Raw genomic sequence first — 19,358 nt, 5'->3', positions numbered from 1 at the left:
GGAGGCGATCATGGACGTGTATGAGGCGGTCAGAAGCCGACGCGCGGTGCGTGGATACACCGACGAGCGCGTATCGAGGGAGGTGCTGCAGCGCGTGCTGTCCACCGCGGCCTGGTCACCATCCGGATCGAACCTCCAGCCGTGGAACATCTATGTGCTGACCGGTGCGCCGCTGGCCGAACTGAAGAAGCGCGCCGTCGAGCGCGTGGCCACCGGCGTCCCCTGGGATGAGCCGGAGTTCGAGATGTACCCGTCCGCACTGAAGTCCCCATACTGCGATCGCCGATCGGCCTTCGGTAAGCAGCGCTACGGCGCACTCGGCGTGGCGCGCGAGGACTGGGAGGCCCGCCAGCGGGCGGCCATCGCCAACTGGGACTGTTTCGGCGCACCCGCAGCTCTGTTCTGCTATATCGACCGTGACCTCGGTCCGCCGCAGTGGGCCGACGTCGGGATGTATCTACAGACCGTCATGCTGCTGTTGCGCGCCGAAGGGCTGCACAGCTGCCCGCAGATGGCGTGGGCGAGATGTCATGAGTCCGTCGCGGAGGTTCTGTCGCCCCAGGAAGGGCTGATCCTCTTCTGTGGCATGTCGATCGGGCACGAGGACTGCGCGGTGCGTGATGCCCGCACCGGCCGCGCCCCGCTCGACGAGACGGTCACGTTCGTGGACGGTTGATCGGCCGCCGATCGTGGCAATTTAATATTGAATGATACCGTATCAAGTGATGTCAACTGCTGATAGTATCGTCGTATGACCGCCGACGTGCCTCGGCGAGCGACCGATCGTCCCGGAAATCCCTCGCCTTTCGCGCTTGGATTGCTGCTTCGGCAGGCGCACTGGCGCGCGGCCGCGGTGATGACGGAAGCGCTTCGGCCGCTCGGCATCGAGTTGCGTCATTTTGCCGTGCTGATCGTCCTGGTCGAACGCGGGCCGACGGAGCAGCGGGACTTGGTGGACGCGACCGGCTCGGACAAGGCGGGGATCATGCGGGTCGTGGACGACCTGGAGCGCAAGGGCCTGGCCGTGCGCAAGTCCGTTCCGGGGGATCGGCGGGTGCGAGCGGTGGAGATCACCCCCGCGGGCCGCGATCTTTTCGACGCTGCTCACGTGGCCGCGGAGCCGCTGGCCGAGCGCCTGGTGTCCATGCTGAGCCCCGGTGAGGCCGATCAACTGACGGATCTGCTCACCCGATTCGCCGGACAGGCCGAGGAGTAGGCGCGCACGCGGCGCGAAGTCGGCCACCGGCGCGCGCTCTCGCGTCTCGCCTCGATGGGCGGGGCAACTGAATAATGCTGTAGTACAACACTATTGACGTTTACAACGTGCGTGAACCGCGATAGTCGGGTGCGTTGGGTAGCTGGACGACACGCAGGGAGTTCGGTCTCGACCGTGGGTTGTCCGTGCTGCCCCAAGGAGTGATCGTGTCCGGATTCAGCGGACTAGACTGCCGATATGAGCAGGTGGGACAGCTCGGATTTGCCGGATCAGAGCGGGCGGACGTTCATTGTCACCGGGGCCAACAGCGGCGTGGGGGCCGCCACCGTGCGTGCGCTTGCCGCGGCGGGCGCGCAGGTCGTGCTCGCTTGCCGCACTGTGGCCAAAGGCGAACAGCTGGCCACCGAAATCGGCGAACGAGCCAGGGTGCGGAAGTTGGATCTGGCCGATCTCTCCTCGGTGCGCGAGTTCGCCGAGGGAACCGACGGGGCCGACGTACTGATCAACAACGCCGGTGTGATGGCGGTGCCGGCGGCGCGCACCGCCGACGGATTCGAAATGCAGATCGGCACAAACCACCTCGGCCACTTCGCGCTGACCGGCTTACTGCTGGACAAGATCTCGGAGCGGATCGTCACTGTCTCCAGCATTGCCCATCAGGTCGGCACGATCGATCTGGACGATTTGAACTGGGAGCGGCGCAGATATCAGCGTTGGACCGCCTACGCGCAGGCCAAGCTGGCCAATCTGATGTTCGCCCGCGCGCTGCAGCGCAAGTTGACCGCCGGGGTCACGGCGAAGATCTCGGTCGCCGTACATCCTGGCTACGCCGCCACCGGACTGCAGTCGCATACCGAGTCGATCCAGGACACACTGATGGCGCTCGGTAACCGGCTTCTGGCGCAAAACGCCGAGATGGGCGCGCTTCCGTCGCTCTACGCCGCGACCGCCGACGTCCAGCCGGGCGGTTACTACGGCCCGACCGGGTGGGGTGGCATTCGTGGATACCCGGGCCCCTCTGATTCATCGAAGGCATCCAGAGACGAGAAGGTCGCGGATGAGCTCTGGGAGCTCTCGGAGAAGCTGACCGGCGTCACCTATGACTTCGTCGGTTGAGCGGGCGGTCCGTCGCCCTCGTTTGCCGTGACCCAGTTCACATTTCGCGACGTCACACTTCGCCACGCCGCGTCGTCCTTCTTGTGAACCCAACGGCAACGACGAAGGACGGACACCATGGAACCCCGCATCAACCTTTTCACGAACCCGGTCGCAGGCAGCTTCGTCAAGCGGCTCACCATGGCTTCCAAAGTGATCAGCGACTCCACTCTGCCCGCGGCCACCCACGAGTTGGTGAAGATCCGCGCCAGCCAGATCAACGGCTGTGGCTACTGCACCGACATGCACACCAAGGATGCCGCGCACGCGGGTGAAACCGCGCTGCGGCTCAACCTGGTCGCCGCGTGGCCCGAGGCCACCGTCTTCACCGAGGCGGAGCGGGCGGCGCTGGCGCTCACCGAGGAGGCCACCCGGATCGGCGACGGTCGCGCGGTCAGCGACGAGGTGTGGCAGGAGGTGCGCAAGCACTATGACGACGACCAGATCTCGGCCCTGATCGCCGCCATCGCGACGATCAACGCATGGAACCGGATGAACGTCATCGCCCGCACGCCGGCGGGGGACTACGAGCCCGGCCAGTGGGGGTGAGCGGGACCGCCCCAGCCGAGCGTGCGACCCGGCGCCATGCGTTCATCGCAGGGTGCCGGGCTGGTACTCTCCCTGACGTGCAGCGTGTCTATTTCTGGTTTAGCTTTAGCAAGCCGGCCCTGGGTGGGCTGGTCTGCGGCGACCACATGCGCTGACGACATTCCACCCCGAGCCGGACGATGGACCGGCTCGACGGGTTTGATGTCCGTGGGTCGGCCCCGAGAAAAGGAACCCACGACATGACAACCGCAGCTGACGTCGACGCGCGGCATTCCGATCTGGATGATCAACGCACTCTGAGCATCAGCCCACTGCGTTCGCCCGCCGAGGTGCGTCGGGTCCACCCGATCACCGATGCGCTCGCGGACACCGTCCGCGCGGGACGCAAGGCCACCGTCGACGTGCTGAACGGCGCCGACGACCGCCTCATGGTGATCGTCGGCCCGTGCTCCGTGCACGATCCCGCCGCCGCGCTGGACTACGCGCGTCGCCTGGCCGCCCTCGCGACCGAGTTCGACGACCGGCTACACGTCGTGATGCGGGTCTACTTCGAGAAGCCACGCACCACCCTGGGCTGGAAGGGACTGATCAACGACCCGCATCTGGACGGCTCGTTCGACGTCAACACCGGTCTCGGCTTCGGTCGCAAACTGCTGGTCGACATCACCGCGCTCGGGCTTCCGGTGGCCTGTGAGTTCCTGGATCCGATCACTCCGCAGTACATCGCGGATCTGGTGTCCTACGGCGCGATCGGCGCCCGCACCGCAGCCAGCCAGGTGCACCGCCAGCTCAGCAGTGCGCTGTCGATGCCGGTCGGCATCAAGAACGGCACCGACGGCGATGTCCAAGTGGCGGTGGACGGCGTGCGTGCCGCGGCGGCCAGCCATGTATTCCCCGGCACCGATCTCGATGGTCGCTCGGCGCTGATCCGCACCACCGGCAATCCGGACTGCCATGTGATTCTGCGCGGCGGCAGCACCGGACCCAACTACGACGCGGCGTCGGTAGCCGAGGCGTGCGTTCGCCTGGAGAAGTCGGCGTTGCCACCGCGGCTGGTGGTGGACGCCAGCCACGGCAACAGCAACAAGGACCACAACAAGCAGGTCGATGTGGTCACCGATCTCGCGGGGCGGCTGGCGGTGGGCGAGCCCGGCGTGGTCGGTGTGATGCTGGAGAGCTTCCTGGTCGCCGGTCGACAGGACCTGACGCTCGGCCATGCCGACGAACTGACCTACGGTCAGTCCATCACCGACGCGTGCCTGGACTGGGACACCACAGCGAGTCAGCTGCGGCGACTGGCCGACGCGGTGCAGCGCCGGCGAGAGCGCTGATTTCCGCTTCCCCCGGGGCGCGTCGGCGCACCGGGGGAAGTGGAAAGTGGAGGGGTGCTGTTCGGATGAACCGATCACCCCGAGCGGATCGCCGGATGTGACGGCGCGTGGCGAACGGCCACGATCAGGTGCTCGGTACGTCCGAGTCTTGCCGGTTTCGGACCGGCTCGATTCGCCGCGGAGGGCGCGTCGTCACCGTGGGTGGCCGTGGTCGAACTCGACGGGCCAGCCCGTGGCCGGGCCGGGCGGGTCGGTGGACAGCCGAGCAGCGAGCCAGTGGTCGCGGCGCGCACCACGCTGCACGCTCCCCAGGCGGGACCTGCCCTCGTACTGGAATCCGGCTCGCCGCGCGACCGCCGCCGAGGCGTAGTTGCCGACGAAGCCACGCCAGTTGATCCGTTTCAGGGCCATCCCGTCGGTGCGGAAACCGAAGTCGCACACCAGGCTCACCGCTTGGGTCATCAGGCCGCGAGAACGGTGCGCCCGGCCGAGCCAGAATCCGATCTCGGCCGCGCTCGCGTCGTTCTCGGCGAGACCGATCATTCCGGCGACCGGTCCGTCGGCGTGCAGCCGCACCGCCCAGGTCGGGCTGCGGCCCGCCCAGCCGGTCTCGACGATGTCGGTGATGAAGGTTTCGGCGTTCTCGCGCTCGTAGGGAACCGGGATGGTCGTCCATTCTCCGATGGACGGTTCCTGACAGATTTCGGTGATCGTGTCGATATCGTGAGTCTTCGGCGCCGACAGCCAGACCGTTCCGTTCGACAGCACGCAGTGGTCCATCGCGTCATGCTGTCACGGAGCGGGCCAGCGGATCATCCGGTTTTCGCTCGGCTCCACCGCTGGTACCGCATGGGAACGGTTGTTCCGCTCACCGTAGACTGCGCGGTGATGGTTGCCTCGCTGCTTTCCGACCTGTTCGAATCACACCGGGCTCATCTGCTCTCGGTCGCTTATCGGCTGACGGGCAGTGTCGGCGACGCCGAGGATGCCGTGCAGGAGAGCTGGTTGCGTCTGGCCGGTGCGCGCCAGTCCGAGATCGAGGATCTGCGGGCCTGGCTGACCACCGTGGTGAGTCGGATCTGTCTGGACCGCCTGCGCAGCGCGGCCGTCCGCCGAGAGAACTATGTGGGGCAGTGGTTGCCGGAACCCGTGGTCACCGCGCGTGGTCCGTCGAGTGCGCCGGACCCGCTGGAGGCCGTGGTCCGCAAGCAGGAGTGCCGGTTCGCGGCGCTGGTCGTGCTGGACGGCCTCACGCCGCCGCAGCGGGTCGCCTTCGTGCTGCACGAGGGGCTTTCGGTGCCGTTCGACGAGATCGCCGAGATTCTCGGCGTGTCCGCCGACGCCGCCCGGCAGCTCGCGGTGCGGGCCCGCAAGGCCGTCGCGCACACTCCCGCGCCGGTGTCCGACGCCGAGCACGACGCCGCGGTGCAACGCTTCCTCCTCGCGTTGAGCGCTGGTGACGTGAACGCGGTTGCCGCGGCGTTGCATCCGGATTCGGTGATGATCGGCGACGCGAACGGCACGACCGCCACCGCGGTCAACACTCTGCACGGATCGGATCGGATCGCCCGCTTCTTCCTGGGGCTGGTGCGCAAGTACGGACTGACCGAGGACCCGTCGTCCGCTTACGAGTTCGCCTCGGTCAATGGGCAACTCGGCCTGGTCGTCGCCGCGCGTCCCGCCCAGGCGGGCAAGGCGGGATTCCCGGCGCGGGCGATCGGCTTCACTGTGCGTGACGGATTGGTCTGGGGCACTTACGACCTCGCCAACCCGGCCAAACTGAGCGGCGTTCGGCTGGCCTGAGCCACCCTTGGCGAGAGCGGGCGGCGCGCCGGTTCGGGCGCGGGCGAACCGGACCGGGACTTGGATCATCGATCGAGACGCCCCGGTTCGACGTCTCTTGTGCCCGCGAATGGCGCTGCTGGTGCCTGCTGGGAGAAGGCATGATTCCGGAGGTAGAACGCCAGGTCAAATGTGAAACATAGCTATCCGCTATTTGATGGCAATGAAATTTGCCGCTGGGATAATCTCCGGATATGCCCTCGCAACCCCCGACCGTTGCCCGCCTGCGTCCCTTCGCCTCCACGATCTTCGCCGAGATGACCGAGCTCGCCCTCCGCCATGACGCGGTCAACCTGGGCCAGGGATTTCCGGACACCGACGGACCGGCCGGTATGCTCGAAGTCGCTCGCCGCGCGATCGCCGACGGCCTCAATCAGTACCCACCGGGGCGCGGGATGCCGGTCCTGCGCCAAGCCGTCGCCGCCGACCGGGCTCGACGCTATGGGACCGACTACGACCCGGACTCCCAGGTGTTGGTGACGGTCGGCGCGACCGAGGCGATCAGCGCGGCGGTGCTCGGCCTGGTCGAGCCCGGTCAGGAAGTGGTGCTGATCGAGCCGTACTACGACAGCTACGCCGCCGCGGTCGCCTTGGCCGGAGCGCGGCGGCGCACGGCCAGATTGGTCGCCGACGGCGACCGGTTCGTGCTCGACCTGGACAGCCTGCGCGCCGCGATCACGCCGGCGACCCGAATGCTCATCGTCAATTCGCCGCACAACCCGACCGGTACCGTGCTGGGGCGCGCGGATCTGCAGGCGATCGCCGACATCGCCCGCGAGCGTGACATTCTGGTGCTCACCGACGAGGTCTACGAACACCTGGTCTATGACGGCGCCGAGCACATCAGCCTGGCGACCCTGCCTGGCATGGCCGAGCGGACCATTGTGGTGTCCAGTGCGGCGAAGACTTTCAGCGTCACCGGGTGGAAGACCGGATGGGCCTGTGGTCCAGCCGATCTGATCGACGGTGTGCTCGCGGCCAAACAGTTTCTGACCTTCGTCGCCGGCGGCCCGTTCCAGCCGGCGGTCGCGCACGCGATCAACCATGAACTCGACTGGGTCGCCCAGCTACGGGATTCGTTGTCCGAGCGGCGACTGCGCCTCTCGGCCGCACTCGCCGACACCGGTCTCGGCGTGAAGGCCAGCGCGGGGGGCTATTTCGTCTGCGCTGACATCACCCCGCTCGGCGCCGCCGACGGTCTCGCCTTCTGTCGGGAGCTGCCGAAGCGGCTCGGTGTCGCGGCGGTTCCGGTGAGTGTCTTCGCCGACGACGCGGCCGCGTGGAGCCACCTGGTGCGCTTCACGTTCTGCAAGCGCGACGAGACGCTCGACGAAGGAGTGCGTCGACTGCGTGCCGGCGCCCGCCTCGGTTGATTCATCGAACCTGCCGGTCCCTCCGAACGACGAGGGAAAGCCCTCCAGACCACTGCAGCCGTGCCGCGCCACTCGTCCGGTCAGGCAGGACTGGGGCGGGCGCGGTCCGTCGCGAGGAGGACGGCGATGGCGCCGAGCGCGGTGCCCATGAGATAACGCTGGGTGCGCAGCCAGAGCGGTCGGCCCGCGAGAAAGGCGGCGAGGCCGCCTGCGCCGAGCACGATCAATCCGTTCCCGGTCAGGGCGACGGCAATCTGTACTGATCCCAGGCAGAGGCTTTGCAGCCAGACCTGGCCGTGCTCGGGCGTCACGAACTGCGGGATCAGCGCCATGTACATGATCGCGATTTTCGGGTTCAGCAAATTGGTGACCAATCCCATCGTGAAAAGCCGTCGAGGCGGATCGGCGGGTAGCGCCGTGGGTGCGAACACCGACATTCCGCCCGGCCGTACCGCCTGCCAGGCCAGCCAGCCCAAGTACGCGGCGCCGGCCAGCTTCACCACCAGATACAGCCCCGGCACCACGGCGAACACCGCGGTGATCCCCGCGGTCGCCGCCGCCAGGTACACCCCGAATCCGGCCGCCACCCCACCCAGCGACACCAATCCCGCCCGCCGCCCCTGCGACACGGTCCGCGACACCAGATACATCATGTTCGGCCCGGGCGTGAGCACCATCCCCACTGCCGCCGCCGACACCCCCGCCACCGCCGCCATCTCGATCATGCTGCGATCCTCACCCGCCCCGCGCGCCGCTGTCTCGGTCCAGTTGGCTGTTGCTGGCCACGAGGTGCGGGTTCGCGGCGCACCGCTCGGGAAGACAGCGGGACCTTCCGGTGTTGCATACGGTCGCTGCCCTACCCAGTCGCCACAGTCGCAGAACAGCCGGTCACCTGCGGGGTTGTCGGTGGGGTCGGGGAGAATGGCCGACGAGCCGATAGGAGGAGGGGCTGTGAACGACGGTCCGCTGATTGTGCAGAGTGACAAGACGCTGCTGCTGGAGGTCGACCACGAGTTGGCAGGTGCGGCGCGACAGGCGATCGCTCCCTTCGCCGAGCTCGAACGCGCGCCGGAGCATGTGCACACCTACCGGGTGACGCCGCTGGCGCTGTGGAATGCGCGGGCGGCGGGGCATGACGCCGAGCAGGTGGTGGACGCGCTGGTCAGTTTCTCCCGGTACGCGGTGCCGCAGCCGCTGCTCGTCGACGTCGTGGACACCATGGCGCGGTACGGCAGATTGCAGCTGGTCAAGCATCCCCTCCACGGCCTGACGCTGGTCAGCCTCGATCGTGCGGTTCTGGAGGAAGTGCTTCGGCACAAGAAGATCGCCCCCATGCTCGGCGCGCGCATCGATGACGACACGGTGGTGGTACACCCGTCCGAGCGTGGTCGCATCAAACAGACGCTGCTGAAGATCGGCTGGCCGGCGGAGGACCTCGCGGGCTACGTCGACGGCGAGGCGCACGCGATCGAGCTCGACTACACCGACGACAAATGGCATCTGCGCGACTATCAGGAGATGGCCGCGGACTCGTTCTGGGCCGGCGGCTCCGGCGTCGTCGTGCTGCCCTGCGGCGCGGGCAAGACAATGGTCGGTGCCGCTGCCATGGCGAAGGCGAAGGCGACCACGCTGATCCTGGTCACCAATACGGTGGCGGGCCGGCAGTGGCGCCGCGAGTTGCTCGCGCGCACTTCGCTGACCGAGGACGAGATCGGCGAGTACTCCGGCGAACGCAAGGAGATCCGCCCGGTCACCATCGCCACCTATCAGGTGATCACCCGCCGCACCAAGGGTGAGTACCGGCACTTGGAGCTTTTCGACAGTCGCGATTGGGGCCTGGTCATCTACGACGAGGTCCATCTGCTGCCTGCCCCGGTCTTCCGGATGACCGCCGATCTGCAGTCTCGCCGCCGCCTCGGTCTGACCGCGACCCTGGTGCGCGAGGACGGACGCGAGGGTGACGTGTTCTCGTTGATCGGCCCGAAGCGTTACGACGCGCCGTGGAAGGACATCGAGGCCCAGGGCTGGATCGCGCCGGCCGACTGCATCGAGGTGCGGGTCACGCTGACCGACGCCGAGCGGATGACCTATGCCACCGCCGAGCCGGAGGAGCGCTACAAGCTGTGCTCCACCGCGCACACGAAAATCGCTGTGGTGGAGTCGATCCTGGCCAAGCATCAGGATGCGCCGAGTCTGGTCATCGGCGCCTATCTGGAGCAGCTGGAGGAGTTGGGGGCCGCGCTCGACGCCCCGGTGATCCAGGGTTCGACGAAGACCAGAGAACGCGAAGAACTCTTCGAGTCGTTCCGGCGTGGCGAGATACCGGTGCTGGTGGTGAGCAAGGTCGCCAACTTCTCCATCGATTTGCCGGAAGCGTCGGTGGCCGTGCAGGTTTCGGGCACTTTCGGTTCACGTCAGGAGGAGGCGCAGCGCCTCGGCAGGCTGCTGCGTCCGAAGCACGACGGCGGTCAAGCCCATTTCTACTCGGTGGTCGCGCGCGACACCCTCGACGCCGAATACGCCGCGCATCGTCAGCGTTTTCTGGCCGAACAGGGGTACGCGTACCGCATCACCGATGCCGACGACTTGCTGGGGCCGACCATCGGATAAGTGGAGGCAATTTCTCCGAAAACTGTGCTAGTAATAGGGATGTGCGACGCTTCGAGTTTCCGCTCGACCGCGAACATGCCCACGCGGTCAACGAAGTCTTCGCCGACCTGCGACGACTGCGTGTGATGGCGGTCGCCGCGGCAGTCGTCGCGGCAACCGGAACGGCTTATTTGATCTGGTTGACCCATCCGTGGGCGTATCTGCTCGCGGTCGCCTTCGCGCTCGGTGCGGCAACCGCACTGTGGGTGGCAGTCTGGACGACGAGGCATTCCGCCATCGATAAGCTCTATGCCGATGGTGAGCTTGTGCCCGCAGTGATCTCGGCGACTTTCCCGACCGGTGTCCTGCTGCTCGCCCTTGTCGACATCGCCGCACCAGCGGCGGCTGCCCCGCGCTACGCCCTGGTGACCAGGAAGGTTCGTGCCTTGCCCGGTCATCAGGCCAAGGTAGGGGAGCGGGTGCCGTCGGTCGCCGTGCGCACCGAATGGGCACCGCGGCAGGCAGGCCAGCGCTGGCACTCGGTGAGCGCCATGCCGATCGCCTGGGGCACCACGGACGGTGCGGTCATCGACCGCGCCCGCGCCGTCATCGGCGAGGCCGAATGGCGGCTGCTCACCGACAACTTGGCGCTGGCCGCGAAGGTGCGTCGCACCGCGACCAAACGGCTGTTGCTCGATCCGGACCAGTTGCCCGGCGACCTCGGCTCCTGAATTCGGCTGCGCACTCCGGGCTTCGCCGTGCGGCGGGCGCATAGGCTCGCAGTATGGTTCCCATGTCCGCCTTGCTGCCCTTCATTGCCGCAGCGCTCGTCATCATTATCGTGCCAGGACCGGGCGTGCTGTTCACCATCGGTCGCGCGCTCACGCTCGGCCGTCGGGCGGCGCTGCTGTCGGTGCTCGGGCACAGTGCGGGTGTCTATCTCGCCCTGATCCTGGTCGCGATCGGTATCGGCACACTACTCGCGGCGTCGGCGCTGGCGCTGACCGTGGTCAAGTTCGCTGGCGCGCTGTATCTGATGTATCTGGGAATTCAGGCGATCCGTGAGCGCAAGACGTTGCATGCGGCGCTGGGCGTCCCGGTCGACCCCACTCCGCATACGCGGGTGCTGCGCCAGAGCGCGATCGTAGGACTCACCAACCCGAAGGCGATCGTCTTCTTCTCTGCCGTGCTCCCGCATTTCGTGGACCCGGCCGCAGGCTCGATGCCGGTGCAGTTCCTGATTCTCGGCACGATCTTCCTGGCCATCGCGATGGTCTCCGACAGCACCTGGGCGCTACTGGCCGCCTCGGCCAGGTCGTGGTTCGCGCAGTCGCCCCGCAGGCTCGAGGCGGTGGGCGGCGCGGGCGGCGCGATGATCCTCGGTGTCGGCGCGTCGGTGGCGCTCACCGGAAGCGGCGACTGACGCGACTACCATCCAGCACGGCCGGTACCTGAGGTAACGACAAGTTTCGGGGCGAAAGGGTGGTCGTCGAATGAGGTTGTCCGGCTGGATCTGCCCGGCGGTCGCGGGTGCCTGCATCGTGGTGTGCTCCGTGCCCGCGAGCGCCGATCCGCTCGCGGACCCCTTCGTCGGCGCTCCCGGCCTCGGCGACCCGTACTACCCGATGGACGGCAACGGCGGCTACGACGTGGGCCACTACGACGTCAGCATCGACTATGACCCGCCGAGCCGTTGGCTCGCCGGAAGCACCCGGATCGAGGCGACCGCCGGCCAGACGCTGCGCACGTTCAATCTCGACTTCGCCGGGCCGCAGGTGCAGATGGCGTCGGTGAACGATCTGCCCGCGGCGTTCGTCCGCAACGGCGAGCACGAGTTGACCGTGGTGCCGCTGCTTCCGCTGCTTCCCGGCCTTCCGTTCACCGTCACCGTCGATTACGCGGGTCCGGCGATGGACTCCGAGGGTGCGGGTTGGACCATCGCCCCCAGCGGAGGCGCGTTCGTCGCGGGTGAGCCGCATTCGGCGACGACCTGGTATCCGCTCAACGACACGCCCCAGGACAAGGCCACGTTCGCGCTGCACGCCACCGTCCCCGTGGAATGGGAGGTGATGTCCAACGGGATGCGCACCGACGATGTGTTGCACGGCGACAAACGAATCGTCAGCTGGGCGATGACCGAACCCGTGGCCGGCTATCTGACCACCGTCGCGATCGACCGGTTCAGTTATCTCGAGCAGCATCGCGCTGACGGGACTCCGCTGCTGAGCGCGTTCGCGCCGAACGCGGAAGGAAACAGGGAGACCGAGCAGCGTCTGCCGGAGATCCTCGACTTCGCTGAAACGCTGTACGGCCCCTACCCATTCGAGGTTGCGGGCGGTATCTATGTAGACGCCGACCTCGAGTTCTCGCTGGAAACCCAGACCCGTCCGATCTACGCGCCGTGGACCGATCTACAGACCGTGGTGCACGAGATCGCACATCAGTGGTGGGGTGATTGGGTGTCGGTGCGCCACTGGTCGGACATCTGCCTCAACGAGTGCTTCGCCAGCTACACCGCCGACTACCTGTGGCCGGAGCGGATGGAGGGCAAGAATGTCGATGACGAATACCGCAGGACCATCCAGAAGTACCGTGACGACCCGAAGTTCTGGAACATTCCACTGGAAAACCCCGGCGTCGGACAAATATTCACCTCCGTGTACTACCGGGGCCCGCTGTTCCTGCACGCCCTGCGCAAGCAGATCGGCGACGAGGTCTTCTTCGTTGCCGTTCGCGACTTCCTGGCCGCGCACGCCTACGGCAATACTTCGATGCCGGAGTTACGTGCATTCATCCAGTCTCGGGCGCAGACCGACCTGACAGGCTTCTTCGACGCGTGGCTGAACCGCACCGCACCGCCGCCGGAGGAATACCTGTTCCCGGAAAGTCTGCGCAGCTGAAGCTCCGAAACGGCTATCGGCCGTCGAGGCGCTGACGAGCCCGCGCCACCCGGCGTTCGGCCCGATCCAGTTGTCGCTGGGCGGTGTGCAACCGGTCGTTCGCCGACCGCTCGGCTGCCCTGCTGAACTGCCGCTGCTCTTCGGCGTGCGCGAGCTGGTCGTGCAAGGCGGTAATCCTGGTTTCGACGTCGGTCAACCGCCGGAGTGCGTCATCCAGTTGCGCTCGTGCCGAATCACTCGCCGCGCGGGCTGATTCGAGCGCGTCCACCGCGGCCGCCAGCTCTTCGCGCTTGGTATCCTCCGGCTCCGGTTTCGGTGCGACGTGCTCGGTCGGCGCGACTACGGCGACCAGGTTCGGTCCGTCCGGCCCGAAGCCCGCGTAGGTCGTCGCCGTGGCGAGCGTTCCGGTGCGCACCCGTTCGGCCACTTCCGGCTCGGCCAGCGCCGCCGTCAACGTCTGCCCGACCTCGCGCACGATGCTGTCGCCGACCGGGTGCCCGTGCTCGGCTGCCAACGCGCCCGCCTTCTTGGCCAGCGCGTTGACCAGGCGCTGCCGCTGCGTTGTCAGGTCGCGCAACTGGTCGGCGGACAGTTCCCGCTGCGCTGCGGCCAAGGCCGCGCCCAGTTGTAGCAGGGCGTTCACGTCGTCGGGCGCGGCGCGGGCGAGCAGGTTCGTCGTCCAAGCGGACAGGGTGGGCTTGCGCAACTTGCCGATAGCGGCGGCGAGCTCCTTGTCGCCTGCCTGCTTGGCCGTTTCGACCCGGGCGGTGCGCGCCGCGATGAACTGCGCGGGCGCCAGCCCGTACAGCTCACCCGCGACGTCCTCGAGCGTCATGCTGATCGAGCGTAATGACTCGACCGTGCGGATCGACCGAACTCCTGGAACCGGCGAATGTCCACGCGAAAAACCCGAAATACAATTGTCGGTGACTACGCGAGGTTTCGATTGTCGGTGGGTCCGCGTCGCACCGATCTGCCGCTCATGGCGGTTACGGCCGGCACGTGTGGCGGGGGTGTCGCGCGCGAAGCTGATGCGGCCGCCCTGGTGCTGCGGGTATCCTCACCGCGTTCACGAGTCCGTGAACGCGTTCGGTGAGAGAGGTTTTCAGGTGAAGTTTCCAGGAGCGAGGCTGCTGGCACGGATTGTGCTTGTCCTCGTCGCGGTGGCCGCGGTGGTGGTCACGCTGGCTGGCTGTTCGTTGGTCGAGGACGCGAGCAAGTCGGATACGGCCAAGGCCGCGGTCGGCGATTGCATCAACGTCATCGAGGGTTCGGCGGTCGATTCCAAGACCGAGCCGGTCGACTGCTCGTCCGACAAAGCGGTGTACAAGGTCGCGCAGTCCTATGACAAGAAGACCGAGTGCGCGGCCGACTACACCTCGTACGAGGAGACGCTCGGCGGCGGTACCACCGCGTTCCTGTGCCTGGCGCCGAACTTCAAGGAAGGCAGCTGCTACAACGAGAGCCGCGTGTCCGGATACAAGCACGTGGACTGCGGTTCGTCGGAGGCGACCTTCCGAGTGCTGAAGCGGATCGACGGTAAGGCCGACGAACTGCTGTGCGGTGAGGACGCTACCGGCTTCCATCTCATCGAGGCGGACCCCAAGGTCACCTTCTGCACCGGCAAGCCGAAGGCCTGATCACTCCAGCAGGGCAACCGACGCGATCCGGTGCAGCGTGAAGTGCCGCACCGCACCGGTCACCGGATCCAGCGCGTCCAGTTGCCCGTTGCCCACTTTCAACGGTTCCACCACCCGCTGTGTCGCGACGCCTTGGGCGTCCACGTAGCCGATGTTCACCGACCGCCGCACCCGCGCCGCCAGCTGAAGCAGGGCGAGGGTCGCGGCGGTATTGGTGCGGGTGCCATCCGGACGCACTGACTGACCGGAGCGGGCGCTCGCGGCGCGTTCGCCCGCGCGCAGTTCCGTGACGAGCGACTCCAGCTGTTCGGCGCTGGGTGGCGCCGGCCGATACGGTTGCTTGGCGCCCGGTCGCACCGAGATCCGGGCGCCGCGCGGGCGCAGGTCGACGATCGTTCCCGCCGAATCTTCCCCCGCGGGCGCGAAGCCGGCTGCCCGCAACTGTTCCAGCAGTTCGCCGAGCGGCGCGTGCGCGATCGCGACCGTCGGGGCGATAGCCCGCAACGCCAACGCGCTGGCCACCGGCGCGGACAACACTTGAGCAAGCAGCGCCGGGTCTTCGCTGCGGACGAACGACTGCGCCATGCCCGCCCGCAGCTGGCCGTGCCGTCTGGCGACATCGTCGATCAGATAGGTCAGGGCCTGTGGGATCGGTGTCCGGGAATGCCGCGCGAACACGCCGTGCAGTTCGGCCGCGGTCAGCCCGGCATCGAGGGCGCGGCGCACGGAGGTCTCGCCGATCCGGTACACCGTTGCCGCACCCGCGGATTCGACGTCGGCGACGAGTGCGATCCGCTGCTGGAGGTCTGTGGTCAGCGGGCCGGGCGCGATCACCGTCAGATCCGCTTGGACCAGTACGTGATCCACCGGTGCGGGCAGCGCCGCCTCCATCGCGGCCTCGGCATCGGCCGTGCTGGTCGCCGCGTGGTGCAACAGCGCCCGCGCCGCCGAGCCGAGTGCGCCCCGGCCGATGACACCGAGCGCGGCCGCTTCCGCCAGCGTCCGCTCGACCACCTGCGGCCGGAAGTGCCTGCGCCAGCGGGGTCGGCGCCAGGCGAGTACCCGGCCGATGCCGGCCGGGTCCAGTGCGGTGCCCGAGGGGTACTCCGCGAGCAAGTCCAGAATCGCGCGCCGGTCGCGGGGCGCGTGCGGGGTACGCAGTTCCAGCGAAAGGGCAGCCAGTGGTTTGTCGTTGTCGTCGCGCATGCCGATCATCCACGGCGTGCGGTCCAGATCGAGCCAGGCGCGGGCCAGCGCGGCCCAGCGCCGGGCGGGCGGCGCCTCCAGCCAGGCGTCGACACCGCGCGTGGGCGCCCAGAAATCGTCGGTCGCATCGAACACCGGTGGTGGCTCCGGCAGCCCCTTCTCCAGGAGTTTCGCCGAGGCCAGCAGTTCGACCAGCAAGCCGGCCCTCGGCTCGTCGACGCCGATCTGCTTGGCGATTCGGCGCAGTTCCCGCACGCCGAGGCCGCCCGCCCGAAGGGCGGGCGCCGGTGCCTGCCCGAGCGCCTCCAGCACCCCGGCGCAGTGCCGGAGCAGTTCGCCCACCTCGCCCGCCGCGACCGCGTTCACCTCGGCGGGCGTGTGCTTGGTCGAGTGCGGGTGCGGCGGGGTGAGCGTATGCGGATGGGTGACCGGTTCCCGGCGCAGCACTTGGCCGACCGTGACGGGAAGTTCGACGGTCTCGTCATCGATCCGGTGCAGCAGCCCGCGCGCAAGCAGGCGTTGGATGGGGCGTTCGGGCGGGGTGTCCGGCGCGGCGTCCCTGGTGCGGCCACGGGGGCCCGTCGTGGCCAGCTTGTCGAGCAGGGCGCGTTCGGCGGGGGGCAGGTCGGGAAGAGCGGCAACCACCTCGAGCTCGGTCAGCGCGTCGGGGATCTCGGTCGCGCTGCCGATCGGCCACGGCAGCGCCTCGGCGGCCGTCGGAACAAGGTGCAGTTCGTCGTCGACGGTCCAGACCAGTGCCCGAGCGAGTAGGCGCTCGAGCGCATCATCGATCACAGCGGAGGGCGCCCGATCGCTCAGCTGCACGTGCAGCTGAGTGTTGGTCAGCGGCGGGTCATCTCGGTCGGTGCGCGTCTTGCCATGCACGGCAAGAGTTTCCAGAATGGCGAATTCGAGCGTATTCAGGTCTTCGGTGGCACGCAGCACCGACGCTCGCTGTTCGGCGCGGGCGGCGAGTACCGCCATCGAGGATGGCAGCGGTACGGCCAGGTCCGGCCGCAGTTGCAGCAGTGTAACCAGCTGGGCATCAGTGCGGGCGCCGAGCCATCCGGCCAGGGAGTCGGTCGCGGTCATCTCTTCCACCCTACGATGCCGGGGGTCGGGTGATCGGATCCCTCACCTACCGACTTGTTTCGTCAGTACACGGGTAACTCGTCGGGCACGCCCGAACCCAGCTGACCAGTCGACAGCCAGTCCGCAACGATACTCGTCACACACCTACGACCGGCGAGAAACGCGGAGCGGCGGGTTAGCATGGGGCGGTGGTGAACAAATCGAAGAAACCCTACGTGGACAACGGTTGGCCGAAGGTCGCCGATGGTGATCACGCGGTTACCGAACTCTCGTCGGCCCGCTCCGGTGGCCTCTCGCCGTATGGTGAGGACACCGAATTTCCGGTTCCCGCCGAGCAGTTGCCGTACATGCACCCGAGCACGGTGATCAACCGCTGACCGCCCGGCCGGAAAGTTCCCGGACGCGAAGAAGGGCCCCGCATCCTCGTTGATGCGGGGCCCTTCTTCGGAACGTGGCGGTCAGGAAGGGATCAGACCCTTGTTCGCCTCGTAGAAGTTCACGATCGCGGGGTCGAGCACGCCGCTCGACTTGGCGGCGTTGAAGAAGTCGAGCGCTTCCTTGGGTACCTGCACGCCCTGGCCCTGGACAACTTCGAGGGCGCGATCGACAGCGGAGAATACCTGCTTGGTGCTGTCCACCGGCGCGCTCTGAGCGGCTTGCGGCGCGGGGTTCCACTGCGGGGTCTCGGCAGTCGCGGCCGGCGCGGAGCGCTGGGATGGTGCGCTGCTCAGACCGAGCGAGGACGAGCAGGAGGGCCAGGCGCCCCAGCCCTGCGAGGCGAGCACCTTCTCGGCGACAACGATCTGCTGTTCGCGGCTGGCCTGGTTGGCAGTGGCGGCGTAATCCTGGCCGCCGTGCGCACGCCAGGTGCTCGGGGAGAACTGCAGCCCGCCCTGGAAACCGTTGCCCGTGTTGATGCCCCAGTTGCCGCCGGCTTCGCACTGAGCGAGCCGATCCCAGTCGGAGTCGGGTGCCGCGCTGGCGTTGCCTGCGAGAGCCACGCCGGCAGTGCCGATCATGGCGCCGGTGACGGCAACCTTGGCTACCGTACGGCCGGTCGAGCTTGGCTTGCGATGGCGTCCACTCATATCGGGTTCGTCTACCTCTCGACGCACCTGCGAGGTCTTCGGTTCGGGTTCGGACTGAGAGGTAGTCCGTATCCGCCCTCGCCCCTACGTTTCCGTCGGGGTTCCGGTACCCGCGGGGCGAGGTTCGGTGCGGCGGGCCGGTGGTTGCCGGGTGTCCCGGCTGGGTATGACCGTACGTCCATCGGCGCGAAAAATCACCATTTGGTAACCGGCGTGTACCGGCGGGTCTCGGCGCGGTATCGATACGGCCGGAACGGCTTCCGTGCAGCTAGAAGCGTCGCTGATGGCTCGATGACGGTCCGTCACCGGGCTGTGACCTTCCTGTAATGTGACGAGGATCACATGCTGGCGTGGGCGATGATCGCCCGGGGTATCCAGCCCTGACGCGACGGAGGCATGCCTTCCGCATCAGCGCGACCTCCGACCGGAGCGCAGCGCGAACACGACCGCGAGCGCGAAACCCAACGGCGTGAGCAGTGCCCCGAAGTAGAGCCACAGCCCCGGCTCGCCGTCGGAGAGCACCGGTGTCAGAAAGATGGCGAGGATGGCCAGCAAGCCGAGCGTGAACAGGCCGAGCGCGAGCAGCAGTAACCAATCGCCGCGCTTGCGCGGCGCGCCGCCGGATGGGGGCACAGCGGAAGGGTTCGTCACCGCTCGACCGTAAAACTGGTGTGCTCGCGTTATTCGCACCGGGGTAGACTCGACGAGCATCGCGTCCCGCAATCCTGCTGGGCGCGTTCTTTTCGCACAGAAAAAGGACCGGTCGTGGCGCCGCCGCGGGGCAGGTCCGACAGACGGATGTGCTCGGGCCGACGGGGTTCCGAGTTTTCGATGATGAACGGGTGAGCGCAGTGCCGACCGGCAGGGTTAAGTGGTACGACGTCGAAAAGGGCTTCGGCTTCCTTTCCCAAGACGAGGGTGAGGACGTCTACGTCCGTTCCTCCGCGCTGCCGCAAGGTGTCGAGGGTCTCAAGCCGGGGCAGCGGGTCGAGTTCGGAATGGCCGCGGGCCGCCGCGGTCCACAGGCGCTGAGCCTCAAACTGCTCGAGGCGCCCCCCTCGGTCCGGCAGGGACAGGAACGCAACGCGCGCAAGGACGCCCCCGCCCGCAGGCACACTCCCGACGAACTGCACGGGATGGTCGAGGACATGATCACCCTGCTCGAGGCCAAGGTGCAGCCCGATCTGCGGAAGGGCAAGTACCCGGATCGCAAGACCGCGCAGCGCATCTCGGAAGTCGTTCGGGCGGTAGCGCGCGAACTCGATCACTGAGTTCTTTGGCAGCGCCTGCGGCGCTGCGTGTTCGCGGCCCTTGTGTGGCTCGCGTCCGAGCGACCGCTGCTTGCGACTTCGTCGCGGGCGCAGCGGTCGCTCGGAC

20 protein-coding genes are annotated in these 19,358 nt (G+C 67.6%); 14 read left to right on the top strand and 6 right to left on the bottom strand.

The window, feature by feature from the left end:
• The first annotated feature begins 10 nt into the window (after nucleotides 1–10).
• The 5 genes from AB0B25_RS14685 to AB0B25_RS14665 all read left to right on the top strand — a co-directional run bounded on the left by AB0B25_RS14685 (nucleotide 11) and on the right by AB0B25_RS14665 (nucleotide 4,251).
• Nucleotides 11–676 carry a nitroreductase gene (locus AB0B25_RS14685; RefSeq protein WP_357178678.1) on the top strand — a complete coding sequence of 222 codons (666 nt, stop codon included), beginning with the start codon at nucleotides 11–13 and terminating at the stop codon, nucleotides 674–676.
• Nucleotides 677–751: 75 nt separating this feature from the next.
• On the top strand, nucleotides 752–1,216 hold the full coding sequence (locus AB0B25_RS14680) for a MarR family transcriptional regulator (protein ID WP_357178675.1): 465 nt from the start codon (nucleotides 752–754) through the stop codon (nucleotides 1,214–1,216).
• Nucleotides 1,217–1,453: 237 nt separating this feature from the next.
• On the top strand, nucleotides 1,454–2,332 hold the full coding sequence (locus AB0B25_RS14675; protein WP_357178672.1) for an oxidoreductase: 879 nt from the start codon (nucleotides 1,454–1,456) through the stop codon (nucleotides 2,330–2,332).
• A gap of 117 nt (nucleotides 2,333–2,449) precedes the next feature.
• Nucleotides 2,450–2,920 (top strand): carboxymuconolactone decarboxylase family protein, encoded by a 471-nt coding sequence (locus AB0B25_RS14670; RefSeq protein WP_357178670.1) that lies wholly within the window; start codon nucleotides 2,450–2,452, stop codon nucleotides 2,918–2,920.
• A 239-nt stretch (nucleotides 2,921–3,159) separates the two neighbouring features.
• Nucleotides 3,160–4,251 (top strand): 3-deoxy-7-phosphoheptulonate synthase, encoded by a 1,092-nt coding sequence (locus tag AB0B25_RS14665; protein WP_357178667.1) that lies wholly within the window; start codon nucleotides 3,160–3,162, stop codon nucleotides 4,249–4,251.
• Between the two features lie 192 nt (nucleotides 4,252–4,443).
• Here the strand turns inward: AB0B25_RS14665 and AB0B25_RS14660 are convergent, their stop codons facing one another.
• Nucleotides 4,444–5,031 carry a GNAT family N-acetyltransferase gene (locus AB0B25_RS14660; protein ID WP_357178664.1) on the bottom strand — a complete coding sequence of 196 codons (588 nt, stop codon included), beginning with the start codon at nucleotides 5,029–5,031 and terminating at the stop codon, nucleotides 4,444–4,446.
• Nucleotides 5,032–5,139: 108 nt separating this feature from the next.
• On the opposite strand from AB0B25_RS14660, the gene AB0B25_RS14655 reads away from it, so the two are divergent.
• Nucleotides 5,140–6,054: a sigma-70 family RNA polymerase sigma factor gene (locus AB0B25_RS14655; RefSeq protein ID WP_357178661.1), complete on the top strand. Its 915-nt coding sequence runs from the start codon at nucleotides 5,140–5,142 to the stop codon at nucleotides 6,052–6,054.
• 233 nt (nucleotides 6,055–6,287) lie between these two features.
• Nucleotides 6,288–7,466 (top strand): pyridoxal phosphate-dependent aminotransferase, encoded by a 1,179-nt coding sequence (locus AB0B25_RS14650; RefSeq protein WP_357178659.1) that lies wholly within the window; start codon nucleotides 6,288–6,290, stop codon nucleotides 7,464–7,466.
• Nucleotides 7,467–7,546: 80 nt separating this feature from the next.
• Here the strand turns inward: AB0B25_RS14650 and AB0B25_RS14645 are convergent, their stop codons facing one another.
• The gene (locus AB0B25_RS14645; protein WP_357178657.1) at nucleotides 7,547–8,191 is read right to left on the bottom strand and encodes a LysE family translocator; all 645 of its coding nucleotides are present in this window, start codon (nucleotides 8,189–8,191) and stop codon (nucleotides 7,547–7,549) included.
• Between the two features lie 226 nt (nucleotides 8,192–8,417).
• Between AB0B25_RS14645 and AB0B25_RS14640 the strand changes: the two genes are divergently transcribed.
• From AB0B25_RS14640 to AB0B25_RS14625, 4 genes are all read left to right on the top strand, one after another.
• Complete coding sequence (locus tag AB0B25_RS14640; RefSeq protein WP_357178655.1) at nucleotides 8,418–10,076, top strand: DNA repair helicase XPB; 1,659 nt, start codon at nucleotides 8,418–8,420, stop codon at nucleotides 10,074–10,076.
• Nucleotides 10,077–10,117: 41 nt separating this feature from the next.
• Complete coding sequence (locus AB0B25_RS14635; protein ID WP_357178652.1) at nucleotides 10,118–10,786, top strand: DUF3239 domain-containing protein; 669 nt, start codon at nucleotides 10,118–10,120, stop codon at nucleotides 10,784–10,786.
• Between the two features lie 53 nt (nucleotides 10,787–10,839).
• A complete protein-coding gene (locus tag AB0B25_RS14630) occupies nucleotides 10,840–11,478 on the top strand; it encodes a LysE family translocator (RefSeq protein WP_357178649.1) in 639 nt (212 codons plus the stop codon).
• A gap of 70 nt (nucleotides 11,479–11,548) precedes the next feature.
• Nucleotides 11,549–12,955 (top strand): M1 family metallopeptidase, encoded by a 1,407-nt coding sequence (locus tag AB0B25_RS14625; RefSeq protein WP_357178646.1) that lies wholly within the window; start codon nucleotides 11,549–11,551, stop codon nucleotides 12,953–12,955.
• A gap of 13 nt (nucleotides 12,956–12,968) precedes the next feature.
• On the opposite strand, the gene AB0B25_RS14620 is transcribed toward AB0B25_RS14625, so the two are convergent.
• Nucleotides 12,969–13,790, bottom strand: coding sequence for a hypothetical protein (locus tag AB0B25_RS14620; RefSeq protein WP_357178643.1), 822 nt, complete (start codon nucleotides 13,788–13,790; stop codon nucleotides 12,969–12,971).
• 274 nt (nucleotides 13,791–14,064) lie between these two features.
• Between AB0B25_RS14620 and AB0B25_RS14615 the strand changes: the two genes are divergently transcribed.
• Entirely contained in the window at nucleotides 14,065–14,595 is a 531-nt protein-coding gene (locus AB0B25_RS14615; protein ID WP_357178641.1) for a hypothetical protein, read from the top strand.
• Here the strand turns inward: AB0B25_RS14615 and AB0B25_RS14610 are convergent, their stop codons facing one another.
• Nucleotides 14,596–16,893: a helicase-associated domain-containing protein gene (locus AB0B25_RS14610; RefSeq protein WP_357178638.1), complete on the bottom strand. Its 2,298-nt coding sequence runs from the start codon at nucleotides 16,891–16,893 to the stop codon at nucleotides 14,596–14,598.
• Nucleotides 16,894–17,081: 188 nt separating this feature from the next.
• Here AB0B25_RS14610 and AB0B25_RS14605 point away from each other — a divergent pair, with 188 nt between their 5' ends.
• Entirely contained in the window at nucleotides 17,082–17,270 is a 189-nt protein-coding gene (locus AB0B25_RS14605) for a hypothetical protein (RefSeq protein ID WP_357178635.1), read from the top strand.
• An 81-nt stretch (nucleotides 17,271–17,351) separates the two neighbouring features.
• Here AB0B25_RS14605 and AB0B25_RS14600 read toward each other — a convergent pair whose 3' ends face one another.
• Together AB0B25_RS14600 and AB0B25_RS14595 are read right to left on the bottom strand one after the other, a co-directional pair.
• The gene (locus tag AB0B25_RS14600; RefSeq protein ID WP_357178633.1) at nucleotides 17,352–17,981 is read right to left on the bottom strand and encodes a transglycosylase family protein; all 630 of its coding nucleotides are present in this window, start codon (nucleotides 17,979–17,981) and stop codon (nucleotides 17,352–17,354) included.
• A 408-nt stretch (nucleotides 17,982–18,389) separates the two neighbouring features.
• Nucleotides 18,390–18,632 (bottom strand): hypothetical protein, encoded by a 243-nt coding sequence (locus AB0B25_RS14595; RefSeq protein WP_357178630.1) that lies wholly within the window; start codon nucleotides 18,630–18,632, stop codon nucleotides 18,390–18,392.
• Nucleotides 18,633–18,832: 200 nt separating this feature from the next.
• Here AB0B25_RS14595 and AB0B25_RS14590 point away from each other — a divergent pair, with 200 nt between their 5' ends.
• On the top strand, nucleotides 18,833–19,252 hold the full coding sequence (locus AB0B25_RS14590) for a cold-shock protein (protein WP_357178984.1): 420 nt from the start codon (nucleotides 18,833–18,835) through the stop codon (nucleotides 19,250–19,252).
• The last annotated feature ends 106 nt before the right edge of the window (nucleotides 19,253–19,358 follow it).

The organism is Nocardia sp. NPDC049190, from assembly GCF_040648115.1.
Taxonomy (GTDB): Bacteria; Actinomycetota; Actinomycetes; order Mycobacteriales; family Mycobacteriaceae; genus Nocardia.
Note: the sequence above shows the minus strand (reverse complement) of the source record. Positions and strands in the feature narration are given on the sequence as shown.

Coding starts and splice junctions, on each gene's coding strand:
- AB0B25_RS14670 (WP_357178670.1), top strand. CDS start 2,450: ATGGAACCCCGCATCAACCTTTTCACGAACCCGGTCGCAGGCAGCTTC.
- AB0B25_RS14665 (WP_357178667.1), top strand. CDS start 3,160: ATGACAACCGCAGCTGACGTCGACGCGCGGCATTCCGATCTGGATGAT.
- AB0B25_RS14680 (WP_357178675.1), top strand. CDS start 752: ATGACCGCCGACGTGCCTCGGCGAGCGACCGATCGTCCCGGAAATCCC.
- AB0B25_RS14675 (WP_357178672.1), top strand. CDS start 1,454: ATGAGCAGGTGGGACAGCTCGGATTTGCCGGATCAGAGCGGGCGGACG.
- AB0B25_RS14625 (WP_357178646.1), top strand. CDS start 11,549: ATGAGGTTGTCCGGCTGGATCTGCCCGGCGGTCGCGGGTGCCTGCATC.
- AB0B25_RS14660 (WP_357178664.1), bottom strand. CDS start 5,031: ATGGACCACTGCGTGCTGTCGAACGGAACGGTCTGGCTGTCGGCGCCG.
- AB0B25_RS14600 (WP_357178633.1), bottom strand. CDS start 17,981: ATGAGTGGACGCCATCGCAAGCCAAGCTCGACCGGCCGTACGGTAGCC.
- AB0B25_RS14655 (WP_357178661.1), top strand. CDS start 5,140: ATGGTTGCCTCGCTGCTTTCCGACCTGTTCGAATCACACCGGGCTCAT.
- AB0B25_RS14610 (WP_357178638.1), bottom strand. CDS start 16,893: ATGACCGCGACCGACTCCCTGGCCGGATGGCTCGGCGCCCGCACTGAT.
- AB0B25_RS14650 (WP_357178659.1), top strand. CDS start 6,288: ATGCCCTCGCAACCCCCGACCGTTGCCCGCCTGCGTCCCTTCGCCTCC.
- AB0B25_RS14685 (WP_357178678.1), top strand. CDS start 11: ATGGACGTGTATGAGGCGGTCAGAAGCCGACGCGCGGTGCGTGGATAC.
- AB0B25_RS14645 (WP_357178657.1), bottom strand. CDS start 8,191: ATGATCGAGATGGCGGCGGTGGCGGGGGTGTCGGCGGCGGCAGTGGGG.
- AB0B25_RS14620 (WP_357178643.1), bottom strand. CDS start 13,790: ATGACGCTCGAGGACGTCGCGGGTGAGCTGTACGGGCTGGCGCCCGCG.
- AB0B25_RS14630 (WP_357178649.1), top strand. CDS start 10,840: ATGGTTCCCATGTCCGCCTTGCTGCCCTTCATTGCCGCAGCGCTCGTC.